Genomic DNA, 23573 nt, shown 5'->3' with positions numbered 1-23573 from the left:
GAGCTCATGAACACCAGAAATTTTATGAGTGAATAATAGTCGATGCCAACCTTTAAGCGTCTTATTCCAATCAGGAGTAAGACGCTTTTTTTATGCCTAATTTCAAAAGAAAGCATTACGAATTATCAATTACGAATTGATTCGAAGAAGAAAGGCACTAAATCGAATTAACGAGTTAGTGCCTTATATTTCTCTGATAAGTTTATTAGTTTTTACAAACTGAAGAAATAGCTAAATACCTTCTGGATGTAAACATTGTCTTTAACCCCACCCGTTTCGCGTACTGAATGCATCGCAAACATAGGGTTTCCTATATCTACTGTACGGATATCGATTTGTCCGGTTGAAACATTACCTAATGTACTTCCTCCAACAAGATCTGAACGGTTCACAAACTTCTGATAAGGCACATCGGCATTCTTACAAAGGGTTTCAAATACTGTTCCCGAATCGCCATCAGTAGTGTATTTCTGATTTGCATGAATTTTGATAACGGGTCCTTTGTTGATGAACGGACGGTTGCTTGGATCGTGTTTTTCTGAAATATTAGGATGAACGGCATGGGCCATATCTGCAGAGATCATGAATGAATTGTAAATGGCTCGATGAAAATCTTCCATATTTTTCCCCAACTTATAAACGATACGTTGCAACAGGTGACGCAATACCGGAGAACCTGCTCCTTGTTTGGTACCACTTCCTACTTCTTCGTTGTCGAAGATGGCTAATAGCTTTGTTTTTTTACTGCTTGTTGATTTCAGTAATGCTTTAAGACCAGCATAAGCCATTGCAAGATCATCTAACTTTGGAGATGAGATAAATTCTTCATTCAATCCAAAGATGCTTCCCTTTTCAACTTCGTATAAGGTCACATCAAAATCAATAATAGATTGTGTATCTATTTTTAATTCATCGGCAATTAAATTGATCAAGCAGTTATCCTTTTCCATTTCATCGGTAATCATCGAAAGGAGAGGTAACATATCCTTCTGCTTGTTTAGAGCAACGCCTTCGTTCACTTCACGATTTAAATGAATAGCCAGATTTGGGATGACCATTAAGGGACGATCAATTTTTACAAATAGTTGTTCAGGATTAAGTGGATCATTTGATTCTACACAAACACGACCAGCAATTGATAAGGGACGATCCATCCAGGTACTTAGAATTGGAGCACCATAAACCTCAGTGTTCAGTTTGATGTAATTGCCCTCAACGGTGATTTCCGGATTGGGTTTGATCTTAAATCCGGGTGCATCGCTGTGTGCACAGATTAGTTGAAAACCTTCCTCTTCAATTTCGCCTTCTCCAACGGTAAATGCGAAAATGGCTGATCCATTTTTCCCGGTAAAGTATTTGCCTCCTTTATTGATTGACCATTCTTCCCGAAGATCTAATTCCTCGAAACCGGCTTCGATTAATTCTTCTCTGACATTATTGACGGCATGATATGTACTCGGGCTGCGATGTATGAAATCGATCAGTTCCTGAGCTTGTTGTTTTTCCTGATTCATAATATTGGTTTATTGATATAAGTGTTAAGTTTATCTGATTTCTTCTATTTGAAACTCAAAACTAAATCAATTATTACAAATAATAAACTGTTTTGCTTTTAATCTGACCGCAATGTCGCATTGTTTATTCAGCGCCTTATTTTTGAATGATGATTCTGTTTTTTTATGCAAATAGCGCCTTATTCTGTGTGAATAAGACGCTATTAAACTTTGTATATATATAGGGTTATCTGTGCGTTATTGTTCCGGAAGGTCTTTATGACGCAGATCAGTCCCATCCTGATAATAGATTGACGCTTCAGCAATATTTGTAGCATTATCCGCAATACGTTCGATGCTGTTTAAAATGCTCCCAAAATTGAGAATATTTGTCACATCTTCGATGGCAACGTTAGGAGGTGTGCTTTTTCGAAGCATGCGATTGATCAGCTTTCGTTGCATATCGTCAACGACTTCATCATTTTTGATGGTCCATATTGCTATTTCGTGGTCTTCGTTTTCAAAAGAATCCAAAGCCTTTCTCACCATGATCAAACTCATGTCATACATGCTGTGTATGGACTCTTTCTGATTTTCCGGCAATTGCGATGGGGTTAATCCCATGAAAAAATGCAGAATATTATTCAATTGATCACCAATTCGCTCCATATCATCCAACATTCTTAAATAAGAAATCAACTGACGCAACTCGCTTGCCATAGGTTGTTGCAGCCCGATTGTTTGAATGATGTTATGGCTCATCTTGAGTTCAATTTGATCCAGACATTTTTCATTTTTTGAAAATTGTTCCAGATCTTTTTCCGAAAGAGAATCTAAACCCTCCAGAATGACATTTTCCAAAGTATCGAATTGCTGGTAGAGGATTGACTTCATCTTATGGAAATCTTTATTGATCCCTTCGAACTTTTTATCTTTTTTTATCGACATGATAGAATGTTTTAATGTTGGTACTTTTTAGGACTGATAAATCAACCAAATTTACCTGTCAGGTAGGCCTCTGTACGTTCGTCTTTTGGTGTTGTAAACATGTTTTTGGTTTTACCATATTCTACCAATTCACCAATGTACATAAACATTGAATAGTCCGATATACGGGCTGCTTGAGCCATATTATGAGTGACTAAAACAATGGTATATTTCTTTTTTAGCTCGACAAGCAAATCTTCTATTTTAGCCGTGGCGATAGGATCCAGAGCCGAAGTGGGTTCATCCAGTAGAATCACCTCAGGGGCATAGGCCAAAGCTCTTGCAATGCACAAGCGTTGTTGTTGCCCACCTGATAAAAAGGTGCCTCTTTTGTGCAGGGCATCTTTGGTTTCGTCCCAAAGGCCAACTTCTCGTAAAGATTTTTCAACAATCTGATCTTTCTCTGATCGTTTTAGTTTAATCCCATTTAAGATATAGGCAGCAATCACATTGTCGTAAATGCTCATGGTTGGGAAAGGATTGGGGCGTTGAAAAACCATTCCAATTTTTCGTCTTAACTCAATCGGATTAATTTTATAGATATCTTCACCGTCAAGTGTGACAGAACCTTTGTGATGCGTATCGGGATAAAGTTCGTGCATTCGGTTGATTGCCCTCAGGAGCGTACTTTTTCCACAACCCGATGGGCCCATGATAGCCGTGATTTTATTTTTTTGAATGCCTGCAGAAACCTTGTTAATCGAATACTTATCGCCTCCGTATGAAACTGAAAGCTGATCGATGTTCAGAAGAGGTGAATCAACTTTGATGATTCGGTCTTCCTTTTTATTTAGTATTGTACTTTCCATTTTTTGACAATTGCTTTAGCTCCGAGATTTAAAAGAAAAATTATAAGTAGTAAAACTAGAGAGGCGCCCCATATCAGATCGATCAAATTGGGATCGTTGTAAAACTCCCACACAAGTAAAGGAATAGCACTACTCGGTTGTGTGATATCCAGATTAATTGCTGAGCTACCCAAAGCGGTCAGCATGAGTGGCGCTGTTTCTCCCGCAATTCGCGAAATCCCAAGTATAATTCCGGTACTAATACCACTCATACCAGTTGGCAGTAATACTTTAAATATAGTTCTGTGATAGGGCACACCCAATGACAAGGCCGCTTCCTTTAAGGTGGACGGGATCATCTTAAGTGTTTCTTCCGTCGATCGGATTATTGAGGGAAGCATCATGATTGACAGAGCAACGCTACCTGCGAGAGCAGAGAAACCTGAAGTTACGGGTTTCACAATCCAGATGTAGGCAATAACCCCCAGTACAATGGATGGAATCCCCTGTAGCATATCCACAACCAATCGAACAGCATTGGCCATTTTTCCTTTGCTTGTTTCCGATAAATAGATGCCACAAATCAGACCCAGAGGAATAGCTATAAGCGATGCCAGTCCCACAATAATTAATGTGCCCACAATACCATTTGCAATTCCACCCGGAATAATTTCATGATTGGCTTTAGCCATCATGGCCTGCATGGTATCCGGAGCAACTTCGATGAAAAAATTCAAGCGGATTTGTTTGTATCCTTTTTTTACGAGTTGAAAAAGAATGGATAACAGAGGCAGAGCTGAAACAAAAGCCAGTGTCATCATGACTATACTAAATAGTTTATCATTGAAGATTCGCCATTTGAGTTTTTGTTTCGATATCGAATTTAAACTATTCATGTGTTCTAAGCTGTAAATTTTTTCATAATCATCTTGCCTGCCAGATTAAGGATACCTGTAATAATAAAGAGTAAGAGTCCCATTGCGACAAGTGAGGTGTATTTCAGACCCTCAGCTTCGCCAAACTGGTTCGCGATTAAACTGGCCATGGTGTTTCCCAGGTCGAACAGATTGCTTGGAATTCGATTGGAGTTTCCAATCAGCATGGTTACGGCCATTGTTTCTCCAATAGCTCGCCCAAAGGCCAGAATGTATCCGGCAAAAATTCCTGATCCGGCATTGGGGATAATCACATTTTTCACAACTTCGAAACGTGTTGCTCCCAGGGAGTAAGCCGCTTCTTTTAAATTTGCTGGAACCATATTGATCACCTCAGCACTCAGCGACGAAGCATATGGAATAATCATGATAGCCAATACCAGCGACGATGTGAAAATACCGAAGCCTTGTGCATTCAAACCCAGTTCAACAATCCAGGGCTTGATGGTGTAAAAGCCCCACAACCCATATACAACCGATGGAATGCCTGCAAGCAGGTCAATCATCGATTTTAAGATGGAAGCCATTCGACCTTCTTTAAAATATTCACCAAGGAATAAGGCGATTGAAAAGGCAAAAGGAAATGTCATGATTAAGGCCAATACCGATGTGGCGATTGTTCCAATAATAAAGGGAAGAGCTCCGTAACTTTCACGTCCTTCTGTGGGGTTCCAGTCCGAAGAGAAAATAAATTTGAAGCCAAATTCTTTGAAAGTAGGGATTGAACCCATAACTAAGGTGGCTACTATTCCGATAGCCATCATTAGAATTAAAATACCTCCCGATTTTAAAAAATATTGAAATAGTTTTTCACTTTTCATTTGCGATTCTGTCAATCAATTGAAATGCAGAAAGGTCTTTTTTTATCAAGACCCATAATCAACTGATGGTTGATATTCTCTAGCCTGTTGCTTTGAGATAAGAAAAGAGTGCCTGAGCAAAGTGTTTTGTGAACTTTACAATAGAAAAACATAGATCTCTGCCCAGGCACCCCGATAAGGGTTGTGTTTTATAATCCGCGACCGTTATAGGTCATCAGATCTAAAATTTTATTGGCTTTTAATACCGCTTTTTCAGGAAGTGGGGCATAGTGTACTTTGCTTGTTTGAATTTGTGCTTCCTGTCCAATCACCCATTTCAAAAGCTGTTTGGTTTGCATCGCCTGGTCTTTGCTTCGTCCGTTGTAAGCCTGTTCTTTGTATAAGATCAACCATGTGAAACTTGAAATAGGGTAACCTTGTTCAGCAGTTGTGTTGGTTAATGTTACTCGTGTATCATCAGGAATGTCGCCAGCTGCAGCTGCACTTACCGATTCTACAGAAGGCTTAATGAAATTGCCAGCCTGATTTTGAATACTAGCTACAGGAATACTTTGTGCAAAAGCATATTCTGATCCGATATACCCGATAGCTCCTTCAGTTGCACTGATTGTTCCGGCCACACCAGGATTTCCTTTGGCTGCAATACCAACGGGCCACTGAAGTGCTTTGCCTGCCCCAATTTTTTCTTTCCACTCTGAGCTTACTTTGCTCATGTAATCACTAAAGATGAAAGTTGTTCCACTTCCGTCTGAACGGTATACCACTGTAATTGCCAGGTCAGGAAGATTAGCGCCAGGATTGACTTGTGCAATTTTAGCATCATTCCAATTGGTGATTTTTCCCATAAAAATACCTTCCATCAATTCAGGAGTGAATTTTAATTCAGGTTTTCCAGGGATGTTGTAAGCCGCAACAACTGCTCCCAAACATGAAGGGATATGCAGAACATTGCCAGGCATTTCAGAAAGTTTTTTATCCGATAAGAAAGCATCCGTTGCTCCAAAATCGACAATTTTATCTTTCAAACTGCGAATACCGCCACCTGAACCAATACCGCCGTAGGTTACCAAAAGGCCTTTCGACTTTGTGTAGGTTTTAAATATGGTATTATAAAAAGGCTGTGGAAAGGTTGCCCCTGCTCCGGTTAAAGCCTTCGTCTTTTTTTCATTATTCTGTTTCTTACCTGAATTTCCACAAGATGTGATCAACGAAATCGAGATAATAGCCACTAGTAGTAGTTGAATCTTTTTCATTCTATTGTTTTTTATATAGTTGTTCGTTTAGTATTCGATTTTGAGTTTCAGATTTTTGTTTTTTTAATTTTTATGACCTCAAAATCATATTGCAAGTTTACAACTGTAGCATTAAGTCAGTTTAAAACGAATATTAATAAAACATTAGAATTAACTCCCCAATGTTAAGAGAAGGTTTCGTAATGGGAGAGTGATGTATTTTTAATATTAGGGTTTTTCTGATGATTTATCAGATTCGTATATCGTGCGTGGAGTTTTCAGATTCTAAAAATCTTACTTTCCCCTCCTATTTTTAGGAGGCACGATGAAAACAGACGGGGTGGTTTAATAATTTTATTGTTTCACAACCACCTCCCCCGAACAAGTTCGAGTACTCCTCCTTGGAATAAGGAGGAGAAAGGATAATGATGTGGGTAGATTACTAATCCAATTGCAGCAACCTAAAACCACTGCCGTGAATATTCTCAATCTTAATATTGGAATCGGTTTTAAGATATTTTCGGAGTTTGGTGATATAAACATCCATACTTCGGGTTGTGTAAAAATTATCGTCGCCCCAAATTAATTTAAGGGCCTTTGATCGGGGGAGAATTTCATCTTTACTCTCACAGAGGAGTTTCAGAAGTTCAGCTTCTTTAGGGGATAGTTTGATTTCAGTATCGGCAATATGGAGTGTTCTCAAGCGCGGAACAAACCGGTATGCGCCAAGGATAAACTCATCTTTGTTATTTTCATTCTCCTCATTTAAATTCCGATTGAGAATGGCTTTAATCTTGTAAATGAGCAGTTCAGAATCGAATGGCTTGGTAATATAATCGTCAGCTCCAATTTTATAACCTTGAATGATATCCTCTTTCAGGGTTTTGGCCGTCAGGAAAATAAGGGGGATGTTAGGATCGAGATCTTTTATTTTTTTAGCCAGGGTAAAACCGTCCATTTCGGGCATCATCACATCTAAAATGCACAGGTCGCAATCATTTTTCACAAAGTAATGATAGGCTTCAAGTCCGTTTTTGCAATGCTGCACCTCAAAATTCGAAAGCTCAAGATAACTTTTCATCACAGCCCCAAAGTTGGCCTCATCCTCAACAAGTAATATTTTTATAGCTGTATCCATAGCTTATAGTTTTAACGGCAATGTGATTTCAACTGTGGTTCCTTGTCCCAATTTACTATTTACTTTTATATCGCCCTCATGGCGGTCGACAATCAGTTTCACATAGCATAAACCCAGACCAAATCCTTTAACCTTGTGAATATTTCCGGATTGAACCCGATAAAACTTTTTAAAGATTCGTTTCTGGCTTTTAGGACTCATTCCTATTCCCTGGTCTTTTACCCAAACCCTTATGTGATGGCCCGTATTTTTTGTGCCGATTTCAATTACCGGATTGCCATCCGAATATTTTATGGCGTTGTCGAGTAAATTAAACAGCACATTAATAAAATGAACCTCATCCACTTTGGTAATATCGTTGACGGCATCCAGTTTCAAACTCAGACTTCCGTTTTTTTCGTCGATTTGAAGTTGCATATGCTCGGCAGCTTTTTGTATGCTTTCGTTTAGGTGAAGAGCCTGCGGGTTGATTGCCAGTTTGTGTTTTCCGTTGAGCGACAATTGCATGATATTTTCAACCTGAGTGTTCATGCGGTAATTTTCGTCTTTAATGATGGAGGCAAAGTACCGGATGCGCTCGGGTAAACCAATGACTTTGGGGTTGACAATAGAATCGCTGGCCAAAGCAATGGTGGCTATGGGCGTTTTAAATTCATGTGTCATATTATTGATGAAATCCGTTTTGATATCGCTGATTTTTTTCTGTTTAAAGATGAAAGTCAGGGTTGCAATAAAACTGGCGAGAATAAAAAAGGTGAATATTCCAGAGAGAATAAGCAGAGGCAAAATGTTTTTATAAATCGTCCGGGTTCGGTTTGATACCGATAGCAAGAGCTGGTTGTTTTTTTTAAAAACATCGCCAGGGAATAAACTCTGCTTGTATTTCGAATTCAGAATGCTTGTATTTTGCGTGCTATCCGAACAGAAAATAAGTTTGGTGTTGGCATTATTTGTTATTCCAAACTGGTAGTCGAGATTTAAATGTGCATCCCTTATGGCTTGATTCAGTTGCTGAGCCAGTTCATCCTGGTCAATTCGTTCTTCAAGCTTGTTATCCTTCAGTTTGTATTCGTAAATAACCTTATTGAATAGCTTCTCAATTTGCTTTTCCTTTTTCTGTATTCGAATCAGGGTATCGGTATCTGTTAGATTAATGTTAATATCGATGGTCGAATCGTTATCATCATCTGAATTGCCCTCAACTTTAAGTTCTGCACCATCTGCTTGAATCACAACATGAGCTCTTGTTTCTAGAATCTTATTTTTAGAAAGGGAGTCGTGATTGCCTCGAATGATAATTTTTTGCTGTTTCCGATTATTTTTCTTGTCGATAAATTCTGATATTTTGACGATATCACTGTCGTTCTTATTAATTTGTTTGACCCAGTTTAAGCCCGTGCCAATGATTTGGATATCTTCAACTTGTTCAAGTTTATCAACAACTGTTTGTAAGACCGTCTTGATATTATCATCAAACTTTTTCTCTTCAATACGAATACTGTTTTGTATCCATAAAACCTGAACGCCAATGATTCCAAGCAGAGAAATTGACATGAGAACGATAAGACCTACAATGAGTTTTTTATTCATAAGAGCAATTTAAATGTCGCTTACCTACAAATTTAACAATTGACTTAGATAATGGCTCTTAATGAAGCACTAATTAAACTTAAGGAAAAGTTAAAATCTCCTTTTGGAGTCATGCTCTGACGGTAGCAAGCTGTAAATGTGGCAACTTGATTGCAATTGATTTCTCCTTGGTTAAGGGGGGGACCCGAAGGAGCGAGGGCTATTTTTTTTCACTCAAGCCGTTATATTTCGACTAAAGATAAGCTGCAGGCAGACATTCCTGCGGGCGTGAAGCCCTCGCAAGCTGCAAACGAGCCGATCCCATGGGCATGAAGCATTTGCAAGCTGCAAATGAAACGATCCCACGGGCATGAAGCATTTGCAAGCTGCAAGTATGACAATCCCTGGGGCGCGAAGCTCTCGCAAGCTGCAAACGAGACGATCCCATGGGCATGAAGCATTTGCAAGCTGCAAATGAGCCGATCCCTGGGGCACGAAGCCCTCGCAAGCTGTAAGTGTGAGAACCCCATTGGTTATGTCATGCTCTGATGATAGTTAAGCTGTAAATGTGGCAACTCGATAACAATTGATTTCTCATCCTTGGTTAAGGAGGAGTACCCGTCTCGATTTCTCGGGAGAGTGAGGAGGTGGTTTGTATGTTATTTCTTGTCGCTCAAGCCGCTGGGCTCTTACTTTTTTCTTCGATAAAAAAGTAAGCAAAAAATCAAGTCAGCCTGATCCTTGTTACTATTTGTGGTTAAATTTGAATCACGCCTCACGGCAGGCTGACAAATCACGCTCAAAACTTTTATTCTTATGTAACTGACTTAACTGAGGAATCAGATGATGACTGGTAAGAAATAACTAATGTAAATATTTTGTATAAGTAGTCGTAGTAAATATTTGCATTAGTTCGGTTTGAGTTCTTTAATACCTAATGTTACATGTTCCTACCGTTTAGGAAATAAAATATAACTCACCTTAAACGAAGAACGGCAAGCCATCTGTTTTAGAATTGAGATCAATCCTAAAACAGCGAACTTGCCGTCTTACACTCATGAAAGGTAAATTATCTGTGGCATGGGTCAGGGCCGTGCCATCAGTTTTGATATTATTTTGTTACAAACTTTTGAGGTTTGATCATTCTTTCAGGTTGTAGCAATTCGTCCAACATCTCTTTGGTCAATAGATTTTTCTCCAAAACCAAATCGTAAACGCTGCGGTTATCAGCAAGGGCTTCCTTAGCCAAAGCTGAAGAGGCTTCGTAACCTAAGGTTGGGTTCAATGCAGTTACAATACCAATACTATTAAGCACCATCTCACGACAGTGTTCTTCGTTGGCAGTAATACCAGTGATACATTTGTCTTTTAGCACGTCCATTGCTTTTTCAAGCATTTCCATTGATTCCAAAATGGATCTTACCAATACAGGCTCCATCACATTTAGTTGCAATTGTCCGGCTTCAGCAGCAAAAGTTACGGTCAAATCGTTACCAATAACTTTGAAAGCAACCTGGTTAACCACCTCTGGAATAACAGGGTTTACTTTACCTGGCATGATTGAAGAACCTGGTTGCATTTTTGGTAGGTTGATTTCATTCAATCCACAACGTGGACCTGCAGACATCAAACGAAGGTCGTTACAAATTTTAGATAGTTTAACAGCCAAACGTTTCAATGCAGACGAGTACATAACGTATGAACCGGTGTCAGGTGTCGCCTCAATCAGGTTACCCGCCAAAACAATATCCAAATTGGTAATTTGTTGCAAGTGTCTTACTACTTTTTCAGAGTACTCAGGCTCAGAGTTGATACCTGTTCCGATAGCAGTAGCTCCCATGTTCACTTCGCGGAACAATTGTGCATTTTGGTTCAAACGCGCAATTTCTTCTTCAAGGTTTGCAGCATAGGCTTCGAATTCCTGTCCCAGTGTCATTGGTACTGCATCCTGAAGTTGGGTACGACCCATTTTAATAACGTGAGCAAATTCTTTACCCTTAGCACGGAAAGACTCAACCAGGTTTTTCAATACCTCAACAAGACGTGTATTGTGGTTGATCAAAGCAATCTTGATGGCAGTAGGATAGGCATCATTAGTCGATTGCGAAAGGTTGATATGGTTGTTTGGATGACAGTGCTCGTATTCTCCTTTTTCAAATCCCATCAATTCCAATGCACGGTTGGCAATTACCTCGTTGGCATTCATATTGGTTGATGTACCCGCACCCCCTTGAATCATGTCAACAGGAAACTGGTCGTAATATTCGCCAGCCAAAACTTCTTCACCCGCTTTTACAATTACTTTAGTTAGTTCGTCAGAAAGCAATCCCAATTCGTTGTTTGCTTTTGCCGAAGCCATTTTTACCATTGCCAAAGCATCAATAAACAGGGGATAGAAGCTAAGTTTTACACCACAGATATCAAAGTTCTCAACGGCACGGAGGGTTTGAATACCATAATATGCATCAGCTGGTACCTCTTTGTAACCCAATAGATCGTGTTCTTGTCTTGTTTTCATCGAAGAAATTCCTTTAATTATTATTTAATCTATCTGATTGCTTTATCCTTTGTTATTCTGTCCCTTTTAAATTGATCCATCACAAAGTTGTGAATGGGATTGTTGAGGAGGCTTTTATTTGTAAGAATTCTTAAGCTCAGATTTGCTGTTTTTATTTCGGTTCAAAAATAGATTAAGTCCCAATATGCTGTATCAAAAGAGATATGCTGTTCGACTTAAAATAAAACTCTTTATCGCCTGTTTAGGGGTGAAATATTTCACCCTTGAATTTTAAAGACCTTGTTTATGAGTCTTATAAAAAAGAGGGGTGCCCGATAAAACAGGAACCCCTCTATGATAATTTGTAACAGTAAGCTTTAAAATGCGAGGGGCATTTTATTCAAAATGTGTTCAGATAGTAACATTTAAATAAGCCATAGTGACAAATGTCTAGTACATTTTAAGTCTGTAAACCATACCAATTGAGAAACGGTTTGTGTACTGATCTTTAAGACCCATATTTTCAGTCAGGCTACTGTCGTAATCGAAATAGCGACCTGTGTATGTGAAGAAGATTTTCAGGCCTTCTGCAATTGGGTGATATTCCAAACCAGTCATGTAACCGTATGATGTACGGAACTCGTCGTTTAGGTTGGCATCAGTGTTACCTTCGTTGGTAGCTGTTTCGTACATCCCTTTCACAAACATGTTGAATTTGTTGTTCACACGGTAATCAACTTTGGCAACCAATGAGTTGTACACCACATCCATTCCGCGAACGTACTCACCACCATTGGCATTCATCATATCCGAAACAATGCCTTTACGGTCGATATCCTCGTGAGAGTTCATCCAGTCGAACTGCAATTGTGCTTTTTTACCCAATTTTACTTGTGTACCCAAAGCAATGTAGTTTGTGAATTTATCCTTAGCATCTTCGAATAAAGAGTAAGACCAACGTGTCTGCACTTTACCGTCGAAAAGGCTACCATTCCAGTTTAAGGTATAACCCAAAGCATTTTTGCTGGCTTCTACACCGTTCAATCCTTCGTAGATATTATCCATATAGTCGTTACGAGAATTCACAATTTGTAAACGGAACTCCTGACTTTTTACCTGATAAGCGAAATCAACACCCGTTAGGAAGTTATCCATATAGTCGATCATGTCGCTGTACTGGTAAATGTCAATAGGGTTCAGGTCGAACTCGTATCCACCAAATGCTGTACACTGCTTACCACCGGTAATAGTGAAGTTCTTTGCAACATCGATAGAGATAGAGGCAATATCAGTTGCACGTGACAGGTTATCCAATCCTTCGGCAGAAGTACCACGGTTCATACGGTGACGAACACGGTAACGGATACCTTTAACCACTTCACCACGCATCTCAAGACGCATTTGGTTTGTTTTGAAATCGATGCCTTCGTAATCGCCGCCATTGATATACATATTGGCAGAATTCTGAAGGTTTAAGTAGAAATTAAAAGAGTCATTTTTCTGATCCAAAGAAGCAATTTTTTGCTCCAACGCTTTCAGATTTATTGCTTCCTGAGCCATAGCTGTTCCTCCGATAGTCAGAACTGCAAGAGCCGCGATTATATATTTTTTTAAACTCATCTTAGTTATTATAAACAGGTTTCTATTGTAAGTCGTTTGAGAGGTTTTTCCCTTGAATTTGGGATAAACAAGCCCTGGGGAGGTGACCTCTCGATCCTCCCCAGGGATTATAAATCAATAAGTAACTTGATGTGATTCTATTTAAGAATCAATATTCTAGTACTCGTAAAACATTCTTTGAATTTCCTTGTAATCGTTCGTTTTGGTTAAAGCCAACATCAAAAGGATTCTTGCTTTTTGTGGGTTTTTGTAAAGAGAAGCAACAAAGTTGAATTTCGCGTCATCAACCTCAGCATCCAATGTTGTCGATCCTGAGAATACACGTGAGCTACGTACCACTTGTACACCATCTTTCTGTGCAGAAACCAAAGCATCCATTACAGTAGGGTAAAGGTTACCATTACCTACACCTGCGTGAATCAGACCTTTTGCACCATCTTTTACAAAAGCGTCAACAACAACTGCATTTGCATTTGCATATCCGTAGATGATGTCAACTTTAGGTAGTTCGTTCAAGTTGGTTACATCAAATTCTGAAGCTGTTGTGTTTTTAGCTGTAGTTGCACGACGGAAAGTAGGCTGACCATTGTGCATGTATCCCAAAGCACCGAAGTTAGGGCACTGGAAAGTTGATACGTTAGTTGTGTTGGTTTTAGTTACATCGTCAGCACCTAAAATCAGGTCGTTCATCGATACCATAACACCACGTCCTTTAGAAGCTGGGTTAACAGCTAAAGCAACTGCATTGAAAAGGTTCATTGGTCCGTCAGCACTCATTGCAGAACCTGGACGCATAGATCCTACCAAAATAACCGGCTTGTCGCTTTTTACAACAAGGTTTAGGAAATAAGCGGTTTCTTCCATCGTATCTGTTCCGTGAGTAATCACGATACCATCACAATCGTCAGAAGCTAATAAGCTGTTGATTTTTTTAGCTAGTTTCAACCACACCGCATCGTTCATTTCCTGGCTACCGATTGAAGAAATCTGTACCCCTTTGATTTTTGCTAAATTCATCACTTCAGGTACAGCTGCTAATAATTTATCAACAGTAACAACACCCGCAGTGTAGTTGGTTTTGATGCTTGAATCACCTGATCCGGCAATGGTACCACCAGTTGCAATAATAGTCAGGTTTGGTAATGTTTGTGCATTAAGGGAAGTCATTGCTCCCATGGTAACAATCGCTACCAGAAGTAAAACTCGAGTAATTCTTTGTTTCAGGTTCATAATTTTAGTTTTAAATTATTTATTAGTCGTTAGTTTAATTTTATTTAGAATAATATTGAAATCATTAGAAATCCCATTGATACGGCTCCAATAGTAGCCACCATGCCCGGAATCATAAAACTGTGATTCAGCAGGTATTTTCCAATGCGTGTTGTTCCTGTTTGGTCAAAATTGATCGCAGCAACTACGGTTGGGTAGTTTGGAATAAAAAAGTATCCGTTTACCGATGGGAACATGGCAATAAGTGCAGGAGCAGGAAGGCCTAAAGCAATGCCCAAAGGCATTAAGGCACGAACTGTAGCTGCCTGGCTATAGAGCAGAATTGAAAGTACAAATAGGGCAAAGGCAAACAGCCATGGCATATTGGTCACCATCTCCTTAATACCGCCTCCCAGGTAATCCATATTGGCTGCGAAGAATGTATCACCCATCCAGGCAATACCGAAGATTGCAATCACGGCCTGCATTCCTGCTGAGAAAACATTTCCTTTGGCAACATCTTCAACTTTAACTTTAGCAAAAATCAGGATCAGGGCTGCAATAGCCATCATCACCATTTCGATGGTAGCGGGCATCCCCATTTTAACCATTTCACCCCCAACATTCCATACCGGACGTAAACTGGCAAATGAGCCAAACATGACAATTGCGAAAGCACCTAATACGAATAGTCCCACGGAAATTTTTGCAGAAGTTGGAACTTCTTTATTCGTGCTGTCAGATTTCACGGTTAACTTTCCTTCTTTTAAACGTTTTTGATACTCAGGATCGTCTTTTAAATCTTTTCCCATCTTGTTGGCTGCAAAGGCGCCAAGCAATACACCAAAGAAAGTAGCGGGAATACTGATCATCAATATATCGATCAATTCAAAGTTGTAAGGTGTTAGCATACCTAATAAAGCAACGGTTGCTGCAGATATAGGACTTGCTGTAATAGCCTGTTGAGATGCAATCACTGCAATAGACAATGGTCGCTCAGGACGCACGCCGGTTTCTCGTGCCACCTCTGAAATAACAGGTAATATCGAATAACAAACATGACCTGTACCGGCCACAAGTGTAAACAAGTAAGATACGATCGGTCCGTAGAAGGTAATCCGATTGGGGTTTTTTCGAAGCAATCCTTCAGCCAGCTTGACTAAATAGTCCAGTCCTCCAGCGGCTTGCATAGCAGCAGCAGCTGTGATAACTGATACAATCATTAGCATCACATCTATAGGAGGTGAGGTGGGCTGCAAATTAAAAATAAAGGTCAAAACAGAAAGTCCAATTCCTCCCATTACACCAAGTCCAATTCCCCCTAATCGGGCTCCAACAAAAATTGCTATTAATACTGTCGCAAATTCAATCCAAAACATATGTATTTTTCTTTATCTGATTCGGTGGTAAAGATATATGGCTATCCGATATCAAATATGCGCTGTAATCTGTTGCTGGACACGCTATTGTGTACAAGTAAATTACGCTAAGTAAAAGGAAAAGGCGTGACAGGGAGTAGGATATTTCACCCTTGTTATACTAGGTAGTTTACCTGTTGTTGATTTTGTTCGGATCTTGCAGCTGCTTAATGAGCTGTATAGTAGATGTTTGGCTTTATTGTCGTGGATTTGTTTATGACTCGTGTCGTCTTGTGATTTTTCGGTGAGTTATTTTACTCTTTGAAATCAAATTTAAGTATCTTGTAACATACAGATTGATCAAAAATTAGCAGATATTTGTTGCGAGAATTTATAAATGTTGAATTGATATGGATGATAATTTTGAGTTGGAACAATATCTGAAGCATCCTTGCTTCTCCTCCCTTTCAGGTCGAGATGTTAGTATGATTATTAATAATAGTACAATTCTTGATTTTAAGAAGAATGAAAATATTATTAAGCAGGGGAGCTTTGCCACGCATATATATTACGTCTTAAGTGGATTAGCCAAGATTAATATTGAATCTGATGGGCGAAACAACACGATTCGTATGGCTCCGCAGTATCGATTTTTGGGTTTGTCGCATGCCTTTTACGACAAGACCTATCATATTTCGGCTACGGCAATGGAAACCTCCAGAGTATTGCTGATAGACATTGCAGTATTCAAGCAATTAATTAAAACCAATGGCAGTTTTGCAATGGGTATTATTGAAACCATGTCGAAAACATCGCATCGTCAGGTTAAGCGAATGGTGATGTATAGCAATAAGAATGTAGAGGGAAGTTTAGCTACCTTTCTGTTACACTACTCTCAAATGGAGAATTCCAGTACCTTTAAATTGCCTTTTTCGAGAAAAGAGATTGCTGAGACCATTGGCTATTCCAGGGAAAGTGTCATTCACACCTTTTCAAAATTCAATAAGGAGAATATTATTCGAGTCGATGAAAAATTGGTGGAATTGCTGGATATTGACCTTTTGATACAAATTAAGAAAAAGGGATAAGACATCCTTGATATATAAATGATAAGAAAAGAGATCTATGATTAGATCTCTTTTTTTTTGCTGGTTTTCTGATTATATCTTTTTGAGAATGTATTTGTATCGCATTTGGAAAAGGGCAGAACATACAAGCAATCCTATTGGAAAACCGAACCAGATACCAACGGCGCCAAATTCCCAAACAAAGGCAGATAAATAGCTAAAAGGAATCGAGACGAGGAAATATGATATAAAGGTTATAATCACAGGAATTCGAGCATCAGCAAAACCTCTTAGAGTCCCCACAAGGACGATTTGTATGCCATCGACAAGTTGAAATATTCCACAAACAATTAGCATTTGTGCGGCTAACTGTATGACTGAGGTATCTGTAGTAAACATCAGAGGCAATAAATTACGGGCACCGACAAACAGGATGACAGAAAAGGCACAGTAGATATACATGAGGTTCATGGCCGTTTTAGTTGCACGTATAATCCCCTCTTTATTGTTCGCTCCCTTGTAATGGCTGACACGTATGGTTGTTCCCGATCCCAATCCCTGATAGATCATGAAACCCAGGGTTGAAAGGCTTATGGCAATTTGGTGTGCGGCCATGCCGACTTCGCTAACCCATCCCATCATAATGGCACATAGTCCGAAAGCACAGGCTTCCATTACAATTTGCCCGCCCAAAGGGATACCCAGTTTTACGATCTGAATAAATTTAGTCCAGCAAAATGAACTCTGCTTGTATAGCTTTGTGAATAGTTGGTATTTCTGGTTTTTATAAAAAAGGATGATAAAGGCAATAGCCATAAATATTCGGGCCAGCAGGGTGCCAATGCCCGCTCCGGTAAGTCCCATTTCAGGCGCACCAAATTTTCCATACATAAACAGGTAGTTACCTACCGTATTTACAATATTTGCTCCAAGCATAATTTTCATCGCGGTTTTTGTATCACCAATCCCCTCGGCAAATTGTTTGTAGCCATAGAATACCATCATGGGAATTACTGAGACCATTAGTATGGCTAAATAATCTCGTGAGGGTTGCAGAACCGACTGGGGCTGTCCCATGTCAGGCATAAATACATATAAAATAATCAGAAGTAGAGCCAGAGCAAGCCCCATGAAGGCATTGGCCATGATACCATTTTTAATCCATGAACCAACAGATGCATGATCCTTTTCTCCCCAGCTTTTGCCAATTAGAGGGGTTAAAGCAAATGAATAGCCCATCCCGAATATTAGAACCAGGTTGAATAGGGTGTTTGTAAAGGATGCCGCAGCTAAAGGGATTGTGCCCAATTGACCAATCATGACATTATCGATTAATCCTACTGTAATTTGTCCTGCCTGTGCGATAATCACAGGAATACTAAGTGAAAGTGTTTTTTTGTATTCACCTGCGTGTTGCTCCCAAAGTTTCATCATGAGTTGTTAATTTTCACCCATATCACAACAAAGCACCCCAATGGTATGCTGCATTTATGCGCACGCAATTGCGGTATTTCATTATTGAAATACAGATGTTGTTAATAATAAAATTGGTAGTAAAACGAGACCTTTTCCTCCGGCTTACATCTTTTGTTTTGTACTCTTTTCGAAACTGGCGTTTCGGATTTCAAGGTGTGAAATGTTGCAAAACAAAAACGTGACGTAAGTGAGTCGTTATATTTCTATGTTTAAGGCCGCGAAGGTAATATTTTTTGACTTTCTTCAAAATAAAAAGAGCCTGCTTTTATAAGCAGACTCTTAGATGTATTATAACAAGCCAAGTTGTTTGACTCGTTCTAAATCTTCGGGGGTGTCTATACCTATCGATTCGTGTTTGGTGATGTCCGTTTTGATGACATATTCATTCTCTAACCATCGCAATTGCTCAAGCGATTCTGCAATCTCAAGCGAGCTTTGAGGCAGTTTGGTTATTTCATTAAGAGTATCTCTTCGGTAGGCATACATGCCAATATGTTTGTAGTAGGTGTGCTTCTCCAGCCATTCGTTTTTATCACATCCACGGAAGAATGGGATAGGAGAGCGGCTAAAGTATAGTGCGCGCAGGTTTTTATTAACAACCACCTTGACCTTGTTCATATCGAAGATCTCATCTGAGTTTTCAATGGGTTTAATAAGTGTTGCAATTTGTGTTGATGGTATTTTAAAACAATCCTTCAGAGCCAGGATTTGCTCCGGCTGAATAAAGGGTTCGTCACCTTGAATATTTATAATAACCTGATAGTTTTCTGAACTTTCAGCTTCAATTTTTTCAATGGCTTCTGCAATGCGATCTGTCCCGCTTTGGTGTTTCTCTGATGTCATTACAACCTCACCTCCAAAAGCTTTTACGGCTTCTTCAATGCGAGGGTCATCTGTTGCAACAACCACATCATCCAATGCAATTTTTACTTGCTCGTAAACACGTTGTATCATGGGTTTACCATTTATATCGGCAAGTGGTTTACCAGGGAAGCGAGTTGATGCGAATCGAGCAGGAATGATGCCTATGAATTTCATATGAGGTTTATTTATTATTAAAAACGTCTTGATTTTTGATTGAGTAAAGATAGTTTCCTTTTTCAGTTTTTGATGAATGGGGAATTTTAAAAAATTAAAAAAACATCCGTTTATTATTAACATTATTTATTAAAGAATACCCGTTTTATCCCTAGAAAAGACTCCAAAAAGTAGTAATTTTGTCAGGCAATCGGAAATAATAGCAGGTTTTAAACGTTTTCTTCTGAGAATGTTGAAAGTCCGCCCGATGTTTAGGCTTAATTTTTATCAATATTTCGAGAATGGATGTACAAAAAATAAAATTACGCTTTGGTATTATTGGGAATGCGTATGAGTTGACCCGAGCGATTGATATTGCTGTGCAGGTGGCACCAACTGATTTATCGGTATTAATTACCGGAGAGAGTGGAACAGGTAAGGAAGTTTTTCCTCAAATAATACATCAGTTTAGTGCGCGTAAACATGCTTCATATATAGCCGTTAACTGCGGTGCGATTCCGGAAGGAACAATTGATTCAGAACTTTTTGGTCATGAAAAGGGTGCTTTTACGGGTGCTTTGTCTGATCGTAAAGGCTATTTCGAAGTGGCTAATAATGGGACCATTTTCTTAGATGAAATTGGGGAATTACCCTTGTCAACTCAGGTGAGATTACTACGTGTTTTGGAAACCGGAGAGTTTATGAAGGTGGGCTCTTCAAAAGTTCTAAAAACAAATGTTCGGGTTGTAGCTGCTACCAATATTAATATCCCTCAGGCAGTTAAAAATGGCAAGTTTAGAGAAGATTTATTTTACAGACTAAATACAGTACCCATTGTTATGCCTGCTTTGCGTAAGCGTAGAGAGGATATTTATCTTTTATTCCGAAAATTTGCACAGGACTTTGCGGAGAAATATCGTATGCCGGCACTAAGACTGAATGAGGGGGCTCAGCAAATTCTTCAAGCCTACAGGTGGCCAGGGAATATTCGTCAGCTTAAAAATGTTACAGAGCAAATTTCCATTATTGAAAAGGAGCGTCTGATTACTGCCGATATTCTGCAGGATTATTTGCCGGCAAATGATGAGCAGATGTTACCTGCTATCTATAAAAAAGATACTCGTGATGAGAAAAGTTTTTCTTCCGAAAGAGAGATTTTGTATCAGGTTCTGTTTGATATGAAGAAAGACATGACGGATCTTAAGAAACTGGTTTTCGATTTGATGCAGAAGGATGGTGATGCGAATGATTTGCAGCAAAAAAATGCCATGTTGATTCGTAAGCTTTATGAAGATCAAGAGGTTGATGTGGTTCGTCGTCAGCCATTCTCTCCGAATAAGGTGAATGTTTCACATGTTGATGAGCCTGATATTCAGGATACAGAGGAGTTTATCGAAGAATCATTATCTCTTGTTGATAAAGAAATGGAATTGATTCGCAAAGCCTTGGAGAAACATAATGGAAAGCGAAAATATGCGGCTCAGGATTTGGGGATTTCAGAACGAACGCTTTATCGAAAAATTAAGGAATACGATATTAATTAGATTGAATAAAATGCTGCTTTGAGTATCTTTACCGATGCAGGTTTTGAAAATATATTAGTAACAACTTGAATTATGAATTGGATAAAATCATCATTACTTATTATAATTATTGGATTGGCTTTTACGGCATGTAAAGTGAGCTATTCGTTTACCGGAGGGACTTTATCTCCAGATGTAAAAACCTTTTCGGTGCAGTTTTTTCAAAACAGAGCTCCTTTGGTAAATCCGAATCTGAGCAATCAGTTTACTGAGGATTTAAAAGAGAAATTTCGCAGCCGAACTTCTCTTGATGAGATTGTTGATGGAGAAGGGCATTTAAATTTCTCAGGTGAAATTACGGGCTATCAAACCAAAGCCTTGGATATCACGAGTAATGATATTGCTTCAACCAACCGTTTGACCATTACCATTCGGGTGAAATTTACAAATGAAATTGAGCCTGATAATGATTTTGATAAGAGTTTCTCTGCATTTGAGGATTTTGACAGTACCAAGCAGTTAACAGATGTTGAAAACGAACTTGTTGATAAAATATTAGAGAAAATTATTGATGATATTTACAACCAATCTGTCGTAAACTGGTAACGACGGAGTTTTGTTAAGCTGATTTTTATTAAGTTTAACATTGAACTTCAAAAAATAATAGTTTATTTGCTGAAATAAAGGTGATTTTAATTTCAGCAAGTATTTGTAATCTATTGATAAAAGCATGAACAAGGCCTTGTTGCAATCCTGGTTAAAAGATCCCCAAAAAATGGATGGAGACAGTCATAAAGAGCTCAAAACTCTGATTGATGCTTATCCTTTTTTTCAGGCTCCTTACCTCTTGTTGCTAAAGGCTTTGAATCAAAAAAAGAGTATACGATTCAATCAGGAATTGAAAAATGCAGCTCTTTTTATTCCTGATCGTCGTCGCTTGTATCTATATTTGAACGACAAATTGGAGTTTCATATCGATACGGCTTTACCTGTTGAAAAAGATGTTTTTGAGCTTGATGATCAGGCTACAGATGACTTGATATCCAATACGCTCAAAAGTGATTTAGAAGAACTGAATCAGAAAGAGGATGTGCCCAATGAGGTTGAGGGAGATGTGATTGATTTTGTTGATTTGGAAACGAGTGAGCAAAACGAAAAAGGGGACGTAGATGTTCAGCTAGAAAAGATTACCAATCCGGAAAGGGAGAAGTCGCCAAAGTCTGATTACTTAAATTTGGAATCAGAGATCTACGACATGGACTTCGGGGGTAATCTATATGTTTTAAAATCGAATGAAAACCAGGCAGAAGAAGCAGAAACGCAAAAAAACTATTCTTTTTCTGAATGGATATCACGATTGGATTCCTCTGATGTAAAACCAGTACAAATAACCACTCCAAATCAAGATAAAAAGACCCCTAAAAAGAAGAAGATTGCAAAGAATTTTGATCTGATTTCCAACTTTATAGAAAACGAACCACGTATACCAAAACCTGATCAGAAGTCTGATAATCAAACTGATATTTCGAAGGAGAGTTTGAAGGAAGATGTGGGCTGTATGAGTGAAACGCTGGCTGAAATTTATATTAAACAAAAGCTTTTTGATAAGGCTATAGCTGTTTATGAGAAATTAATGTTGAAAAATCCCGAAAAAAATATTTACTTTGCGAGTCAATTGGAAAGAATAGAAAAATTAAAAAAATAGATAAGTATGTTTACCTTTATTTCAGTATTGATCCTTATAGTTTGTGTACTAATGGTTTTAATTGTTTTGGTACAAAACTCAAAAGGAGGCGGATTAGCTTCTAACTTCTCATCTTCGAACCAGATAATGGGAGTTAAGAAAACAACAGATTTTCTTGAAAAAGCAACTTGGGTGCTAGCATTGAGCCTTTTTATACTTTGTATGGCTGCTGCTGCTACTATCGATCGTAGTAACAATGGTGCTCCTAAATCAGCTATCGAGCAGCAATTGCAAGAAACTGAAACAGCTCCTGAAACTCCGGTTTTCCCAACTGAAGCACCTGCTAAGGAAGAAAAAACTGAAAAGACAGAGTAATTTTATATTACATCTACTAAAATATTTAAGTGTCAGTATGTCATTACATACTGACACTTTTTTTTTACGCCCAATTGTCCTCTTGAATTATAATTACAGCACGATCGGTTTGATTATCCCAGATGAACTTATGAGTCTGTGTATGAAAAGTTTATTTCTTTGGTAAATGAATCGATTGGGAATAATGCTGTATATTTAAACTTCCCTGGAATAATGAATCAAGTCGTTATTGAATTTGAGTGACAATCGATTTTGACCACTAAACTAGGAAAGGGAAGAGCATATTGTCCGAATTTGAGGTCTCATTCTGCAAAAATGGCAACACTTTTTATTTGGCACAGATTATGAAAGAAGCTGAACGTTGTTTTTGAAAAAACAAAAATGATGTTGGAATATTGATCGGGTATTTCGATTCATATTCTGACAGAACAGATAAAGAAATAAAAACCTAAATATTTAGAAAAATGGCAGAATTAAAAGGAAAAATTCTTGCGGGCAAAATTTTAGTAGCTCCCGTGGCAATTGAAGAAAAAACAGCTAGTGGCATTATTATTCCTGATTCAGCAAAAGAAAAACCATTACAAGGAAAAGTAGTATTGGTAGGTGCTGATAAAAAAGACGAGCCGATGGAAATTAAGGCTGGCGATATCGTTTTTTACGGTAAATATGCAGGTACAGAATTGAATATTGATAATGAAGATTATCTATTGATGTCGCAAACTGATATCTTATACATTGCCTAATCGCAATACTTGAAACAAATTAATTTTTAATCTTTTATTTA

20 protein-coding genes are annotated in these 23573 nt (G+C 38.6%); 6 read left to right on the top strand and 14 right to left on the bottom strand.

The window, feature by feature from the left end:
- Positions 1-212: 212 nt before the first annotated feature.
- The 12 genes from EV201_RS15490 to EV201_RS15435 all read right to left on the bottom strand — a co-directional run bounded on the left by EV201_RS15490 (position 213) and on the right by EV201_RS15435 (position 15668).
- Positions 213-1514, bottom strand: coding sequence for a M18 family aminopeptidase (locus EV201_RS15490; RefSeq protein ID WP_130308556.1), 1302 nt, complete (start codon positions 1512-1514; stop codon positions 213-215).
- A 237-nt stretch (positions 1515-1751) separates the two neighbouring features.
- On the bottom strand, positions 1752-2441 hold the full coding sequence (locus tag EV201_RS15485) for a phosphate signaling complex PhoU family protein (protein ID WP_130308555.1): 690 nt from the start codon (positions 2439-2441) through the stop codon (positions 1752-1754).
- A gap of 41 nt (positions 2442-2482) precedes the next feature.
- Positions 2483-3289 (bottom strand): phosphate ABC transporter ATP-binding protein PstB, encoded by an 807-nt coding sequence (pstB, locus tag EV201_RS15480; RefSeq protein WP_130308554.1) that lies wholly within the window; start codon positions 3287-3289, stop codon positions 2483-2485.
- Entirely contained in the window at positions 3271-4164 is an 894-nt protein-coding gene (gene pstA, locus EV201_RS15475) for a phosphate ABC transporter permease PstA (protein ID WP_130308553.1), read from the bottom strand. Before pstA ends, pstB begins: the two co-directional genes overlap by 19 nt.
- A 5-nt stretch (positions 4165-4169) precedes the next feature.
- A complete protein-coding gene (gene pstC / locus EV201_RS15470; protein WP_130308552.1) occupies positions 4170-5024 on the bottom strand; it encodes a phosphate ABC transporter permease subunit PstC in 855 nt (284 codons plus the stop codon).
- A 188-nt stretch (positions 5025-5212) separates the two neighbouring features.
- Positions 5213-6277, bottom strand: a complete 1065-nt coding sequence (gene pstS / locus EV201_RS15465) for a phosphate ABC transporter substrate-binding protein PstS (RefSeq protein ID WP_130308551.1) — start codon at positions 6275-6277, stop codon at positions 5213-5215.
- A gap of 421 nt (positions 6278-6698) precedes the next feature.
- Positions 6699-7394, bottom strand: a complete 696-nt coding sequence (locus EV201_RS15460) for a response regulator transcription factor (protein WP_130308550.1) — start codon at positions 7392-7394, stop codon at positions 6699-6701.
- Positions 7395-7397: 3 nt separating this feature from the next.
- Positions 7398-8984: a sensor histidine kinase gene (locus EV201_RS15455; RefSeq protein WP_130308549.1), complete on the bottom strand. Its 1587-nt coding sequence runs from the start codon at positions 8982-8984 to the stop codon at positions 7398-7400.
- A 1090-nt stretch (positions 8985-10074) separates the two neighbouring features.
- The gene (aspA, locus tag EV201_RS15450; protein ID WP_130308548.1) at positions 10075-11481 is read right to left on the bottom strand and encodes an aspartate ammonia-lyase; all 1407 of its coding nucleotides are present in this window, start codon (positions 11479-11481) and stop codon (positions 10075-10077) included.
- Positions 11482-11910: 429 nt separating this feature from the next.
- On the bottom strand, positions 11911-13080 hold the full coding sequence (locus EV201_RS15445) for a porin (RefSeq protein WP_130308547.1): 1170 nt from the start codon (positions 13078-13080) through the stop codon (positions 11911-11913).
- Positions 13081-13236: 156 nt separating this feature from the next.
- Positions 13237-14310: an L-asparaginase 2 gene (ansB, locus tag EV201_RS15440; RefSeq protein WP_130308546.1), complete on the bottom strand. Its 1074-nt coding sequence runs from the start codon at positions 14308-14310 to the stop codon at positions 13237-13239.
- A gap of 44 nt (positions 14311-14354) precedes the next feature.
- Complete coding sequence (locus tag EV201_RS15435; protein ID WP_130308545.1) at positions 14355-15668, bottom strand: anaerobic C4-dicarboxylate transporter family protein; 1314 nt, start codon at positions 15666-15668, stop codon at positions 14355-14357.
- Between the two features lie 389 nt (positions 15669-16057).
- On the opposite strand from EV201_RS15435, the gene EV201_RS15430 reads away from it, so the two are divergent.
- A complete protein-coding gene (locus EV201_RS15430; protein ID WP_130308544.1) occupies positions 16058-16735 on the top strand; it encodes a Crp/Fnr family transcriptional regulator in 678 nt (225 codons plus the stop codon).
- 72 nt (positions 16736-16807) lie between these two features.
- On the opposite strand, the gene EV201_RS15425 is transcribed toward EV201_RS15430, so the two are convergent.
- Both EV201_RS15425 and kdsB read right to left on the bottom strand, forming a co-directional pair.
- Positions 16808-18148 (bottom strand): MATE family efflux transporter, encoded by a 1341-nt coding sequence (locus EV201_RS15425; RefSeq protein WP_130308543.1) that lies wholly within the window; start codon positions 18146-18148, stop codon positions 16808-16810.
- 330 nt (positions 18149-18478) lie between these two features.
- Complete coding sequence (kdsB, locus tag EV201_RS15420; RefSeq protein WP_130308542.1) at positions 18479-19228, bottom strand: 3-deoxy-manno-octulosonate cytidylyltransferase; 750 nt, start codon at positions 19226-19228, stop codon at positions 18479-18481.
- 281 nt (positions 19229-19509) lie between these two features.
- On the opposite strand from kdsB, the gene EV201_RS15415 reads away from it, so the two are divergent.
- From EV201_RS15415 to EV201_RS15395, 5 genes are all read left to right on the top strand, one after another.
- Entirely contained in the window at positions 19510-20751 is a 1242-nt protein-coding gene (locus EV201_RS15415; RefSeq protein ID WP_130308541.1) for a sigma-54 interaction domain-containing protein, read from the top strand.
- A 72-nt stretch (positions 20752-20823) separates the two neighbouring features.
- Positions 20824-21336, top strand: a complete 513-nt coding sequence (locus EV201_RS15410; RefSeq protein WP_130308540.1) for an LptE family protein — start codon at positions 20824-20826, stop codon at positions 21334-21336.
- Positions 21337-21460: 124 nt separating this feature from the next.
- Positions 21461-22435 carry a hypothetical protein gene (locus EV201_RS15405; RefSeq protein ID WP_130308539.1) on the top strand — a complete coding sequence of 325 codons (975 nt, stop codon included), beginning with the start codon at positions 21461-21463 and terminating at the stop codon, positions 22433-22435.
- Positions 22436-22441: 6 nt separating this feature from the next.
- The gene (secG, locus tag EV201_RS15400; RefSeq protein ID WP_130308538.1) at positions 22442-22789 is read left to right on the top strand and encodes a preprotein translocase subunit SecG; all 348 of its coding nucleotides are present in this window, start codon (positions 22442-22444) and stop codon (positions 22787-22789) included.
- 464 nt (positions 22790-23253) lie between these two features.
- A complete protein-coding gene (locus EV201_RS15395; protein ID WP_129255671.1) occupies positions 23254-23532 on the top strand; it encodes a co-chaperone GroES in 279 nt (92 codons plus the stop codon).
- Positions 23533-23573: the final 41 nt, after the last annotated feature.

Origin of the sequence: Ancylomarina subtilis (genome assembly GCF_004217115.1) — a bacterium.
Taxonomy (GTDB): domain Bacteria; phylum Bacteroidota; class Bacteroidia; order Bacteroidales; family Marinifilaceae; genus Ancylomarina; species Ancylomarina subtilis.
The sequence above is the reverse complement of the archived record's forward strand: the minus strand, read 5'-3'. Positions and strand labels throughout refer to the sequence as shown.

What these genes read in the sequence shown, in the direction of transcription:
- EV201_RS15490 (WP_130308556.1), bottom strand. Translation starts at nt 1,514, where the DNA reads ATGAATCAGGAAAAACAACAAGCTCAGGAACTGATCGATTTCATACAT.
- EV201_RS15485 (WP_130308555.1), bottom strand. Translation starts at nt 2,441, where the DNA reads ATGTCGATAAAAAAAGATAAAAAGTTCGAAGGGATCAATAAAGATTTC.
- pstB (WP_130308554.1), bottom strand. Translation starts at nt 3,289, where the DNA reads ATGGAAAGTACAATACTAAATAAAAAGGAAGACCGAATCATCAAAGTT.
- pstA (WP_130308553.1), bottom strand. Translation starts at nt 4,164, where the DNA reads ATGAATAGTTTAAATTCGATATCGAAACAAAAACTCAAATGGCGAATC.
- pstC (WP_130308552.1), bottom strand. Translation starts at nt 5,024, where the DNA reads ATGAAAAGTGAAAAACTATTTCAATATTTTTTAAAATCGGGAGGTATT.
- pstS (WP_130308551.1), bottom strand. Translation starts at nt 6,277, where the DNA reads ATGAAAAAGATTCAACTACTACTAGTGGCTATTATCTCGATTTCGTTG.
- EV201_RS15460 (WP_130308550.1), bottom strand. Translation starts at nt 7,394, where the DNA reads ATGGATACAGCTATAAAAATATTACTTGTTGAGGATGAGGCCAACTTT.
- EV201_RS15455 (WP_130308549.1), bottom strand. Translation starts at nt 8,984, where the DNA reads ATGAATAAAAAACTCATTGTAGGTCTTATCGTTCTCATGTCAATTTCT.
- aspA (WP_130308548.1), bottom strand. Translation starts at nt 11,481, where the DNA reads ATGAAAACAAGACAAGAACACGATCTATTGGGTTACAAAGAGGTACCA.
- EV201_RS15445 (WP_130308547.1), bottom strand. Translation starts at nt 13,080, where the DNA reads ATGAGTTTAAAAAAATATATAATCGCGGCTCTTGCAGTTCTGACTATC.
- ansB (WP_130308546.1), bottom strand. Translation starts at nt 14,310, where the DNA reads ATGAACCTGAAACAAAGAATTACTCGAGTTTTACTTCTGGTAGCGATT.
- EV201_RS15435 (WP_130308545.1), bottom strand. Translation starts at nt 15,668, where the DNA reads ATGTTTTGGATTGAATTTGCGACAGTATTAATAGCAATTTTTGTTGGA.
- EV201_RS15430 (WP_130308544.1), top strand. Translation starts at nt 16,058, where the DNA reads ATGGATGATAATTTTGAGTTGGAACAATATCTGAAGCATCCTTGCTTC.
- EV201_RS15425 (WP_130308543.1), bottom strand. Translation starts at nt 18,148, where the DNA reads ATGATGAAACTTTGGGAGCAACACGCAGGTGAATACAAAAAAACACTT.
- kdsB (WP_130308542.1), bottom strand. Translation starts at nt 19,228, where the DNA reads ATGAAATTCATAGGCATCATTCCTGCTCGATTCGCATCAACTCGCTTC.
- EV201_RS15415 (WP_130308541.1), top strand. Translation starts at nt 19,510, where the DNA reads ATGGATGTACAAAAAATAAAATTACGCTTTGGTATTATTGGGAATGCG.
- EV201_RS15410 (WP_130308540.1), top strand. Translation starts at nt 20,824, where the DNA reads ATGAATTGGATAAAATCATCATTACTTATTATAATTATTGGATTGGCT.
- EV201_RS15405 (WP_130308539.1), top strand. Translation starts at nt 21,461, where the DNA reads ATGAACAAGGCCTTGTTGCAATCCTGGTTAAAAGATCCCCAAAAAATG.
- secG (WP_130308538.1), top strand. Translation starts at nt 22,442, where the DNA reads ATGTTTACCTTTATTTCAGTATTGATCCTTATAGTTTGTGTACTAATG.
- EV201_RS15395 (WP_129255671.1), top strand. Translation starts at nt 23,254, where the DNA reads ATGGCAGAATTAAAAGGAAAAATTCTTGCGGGCAAAATTTTAGTAGCT.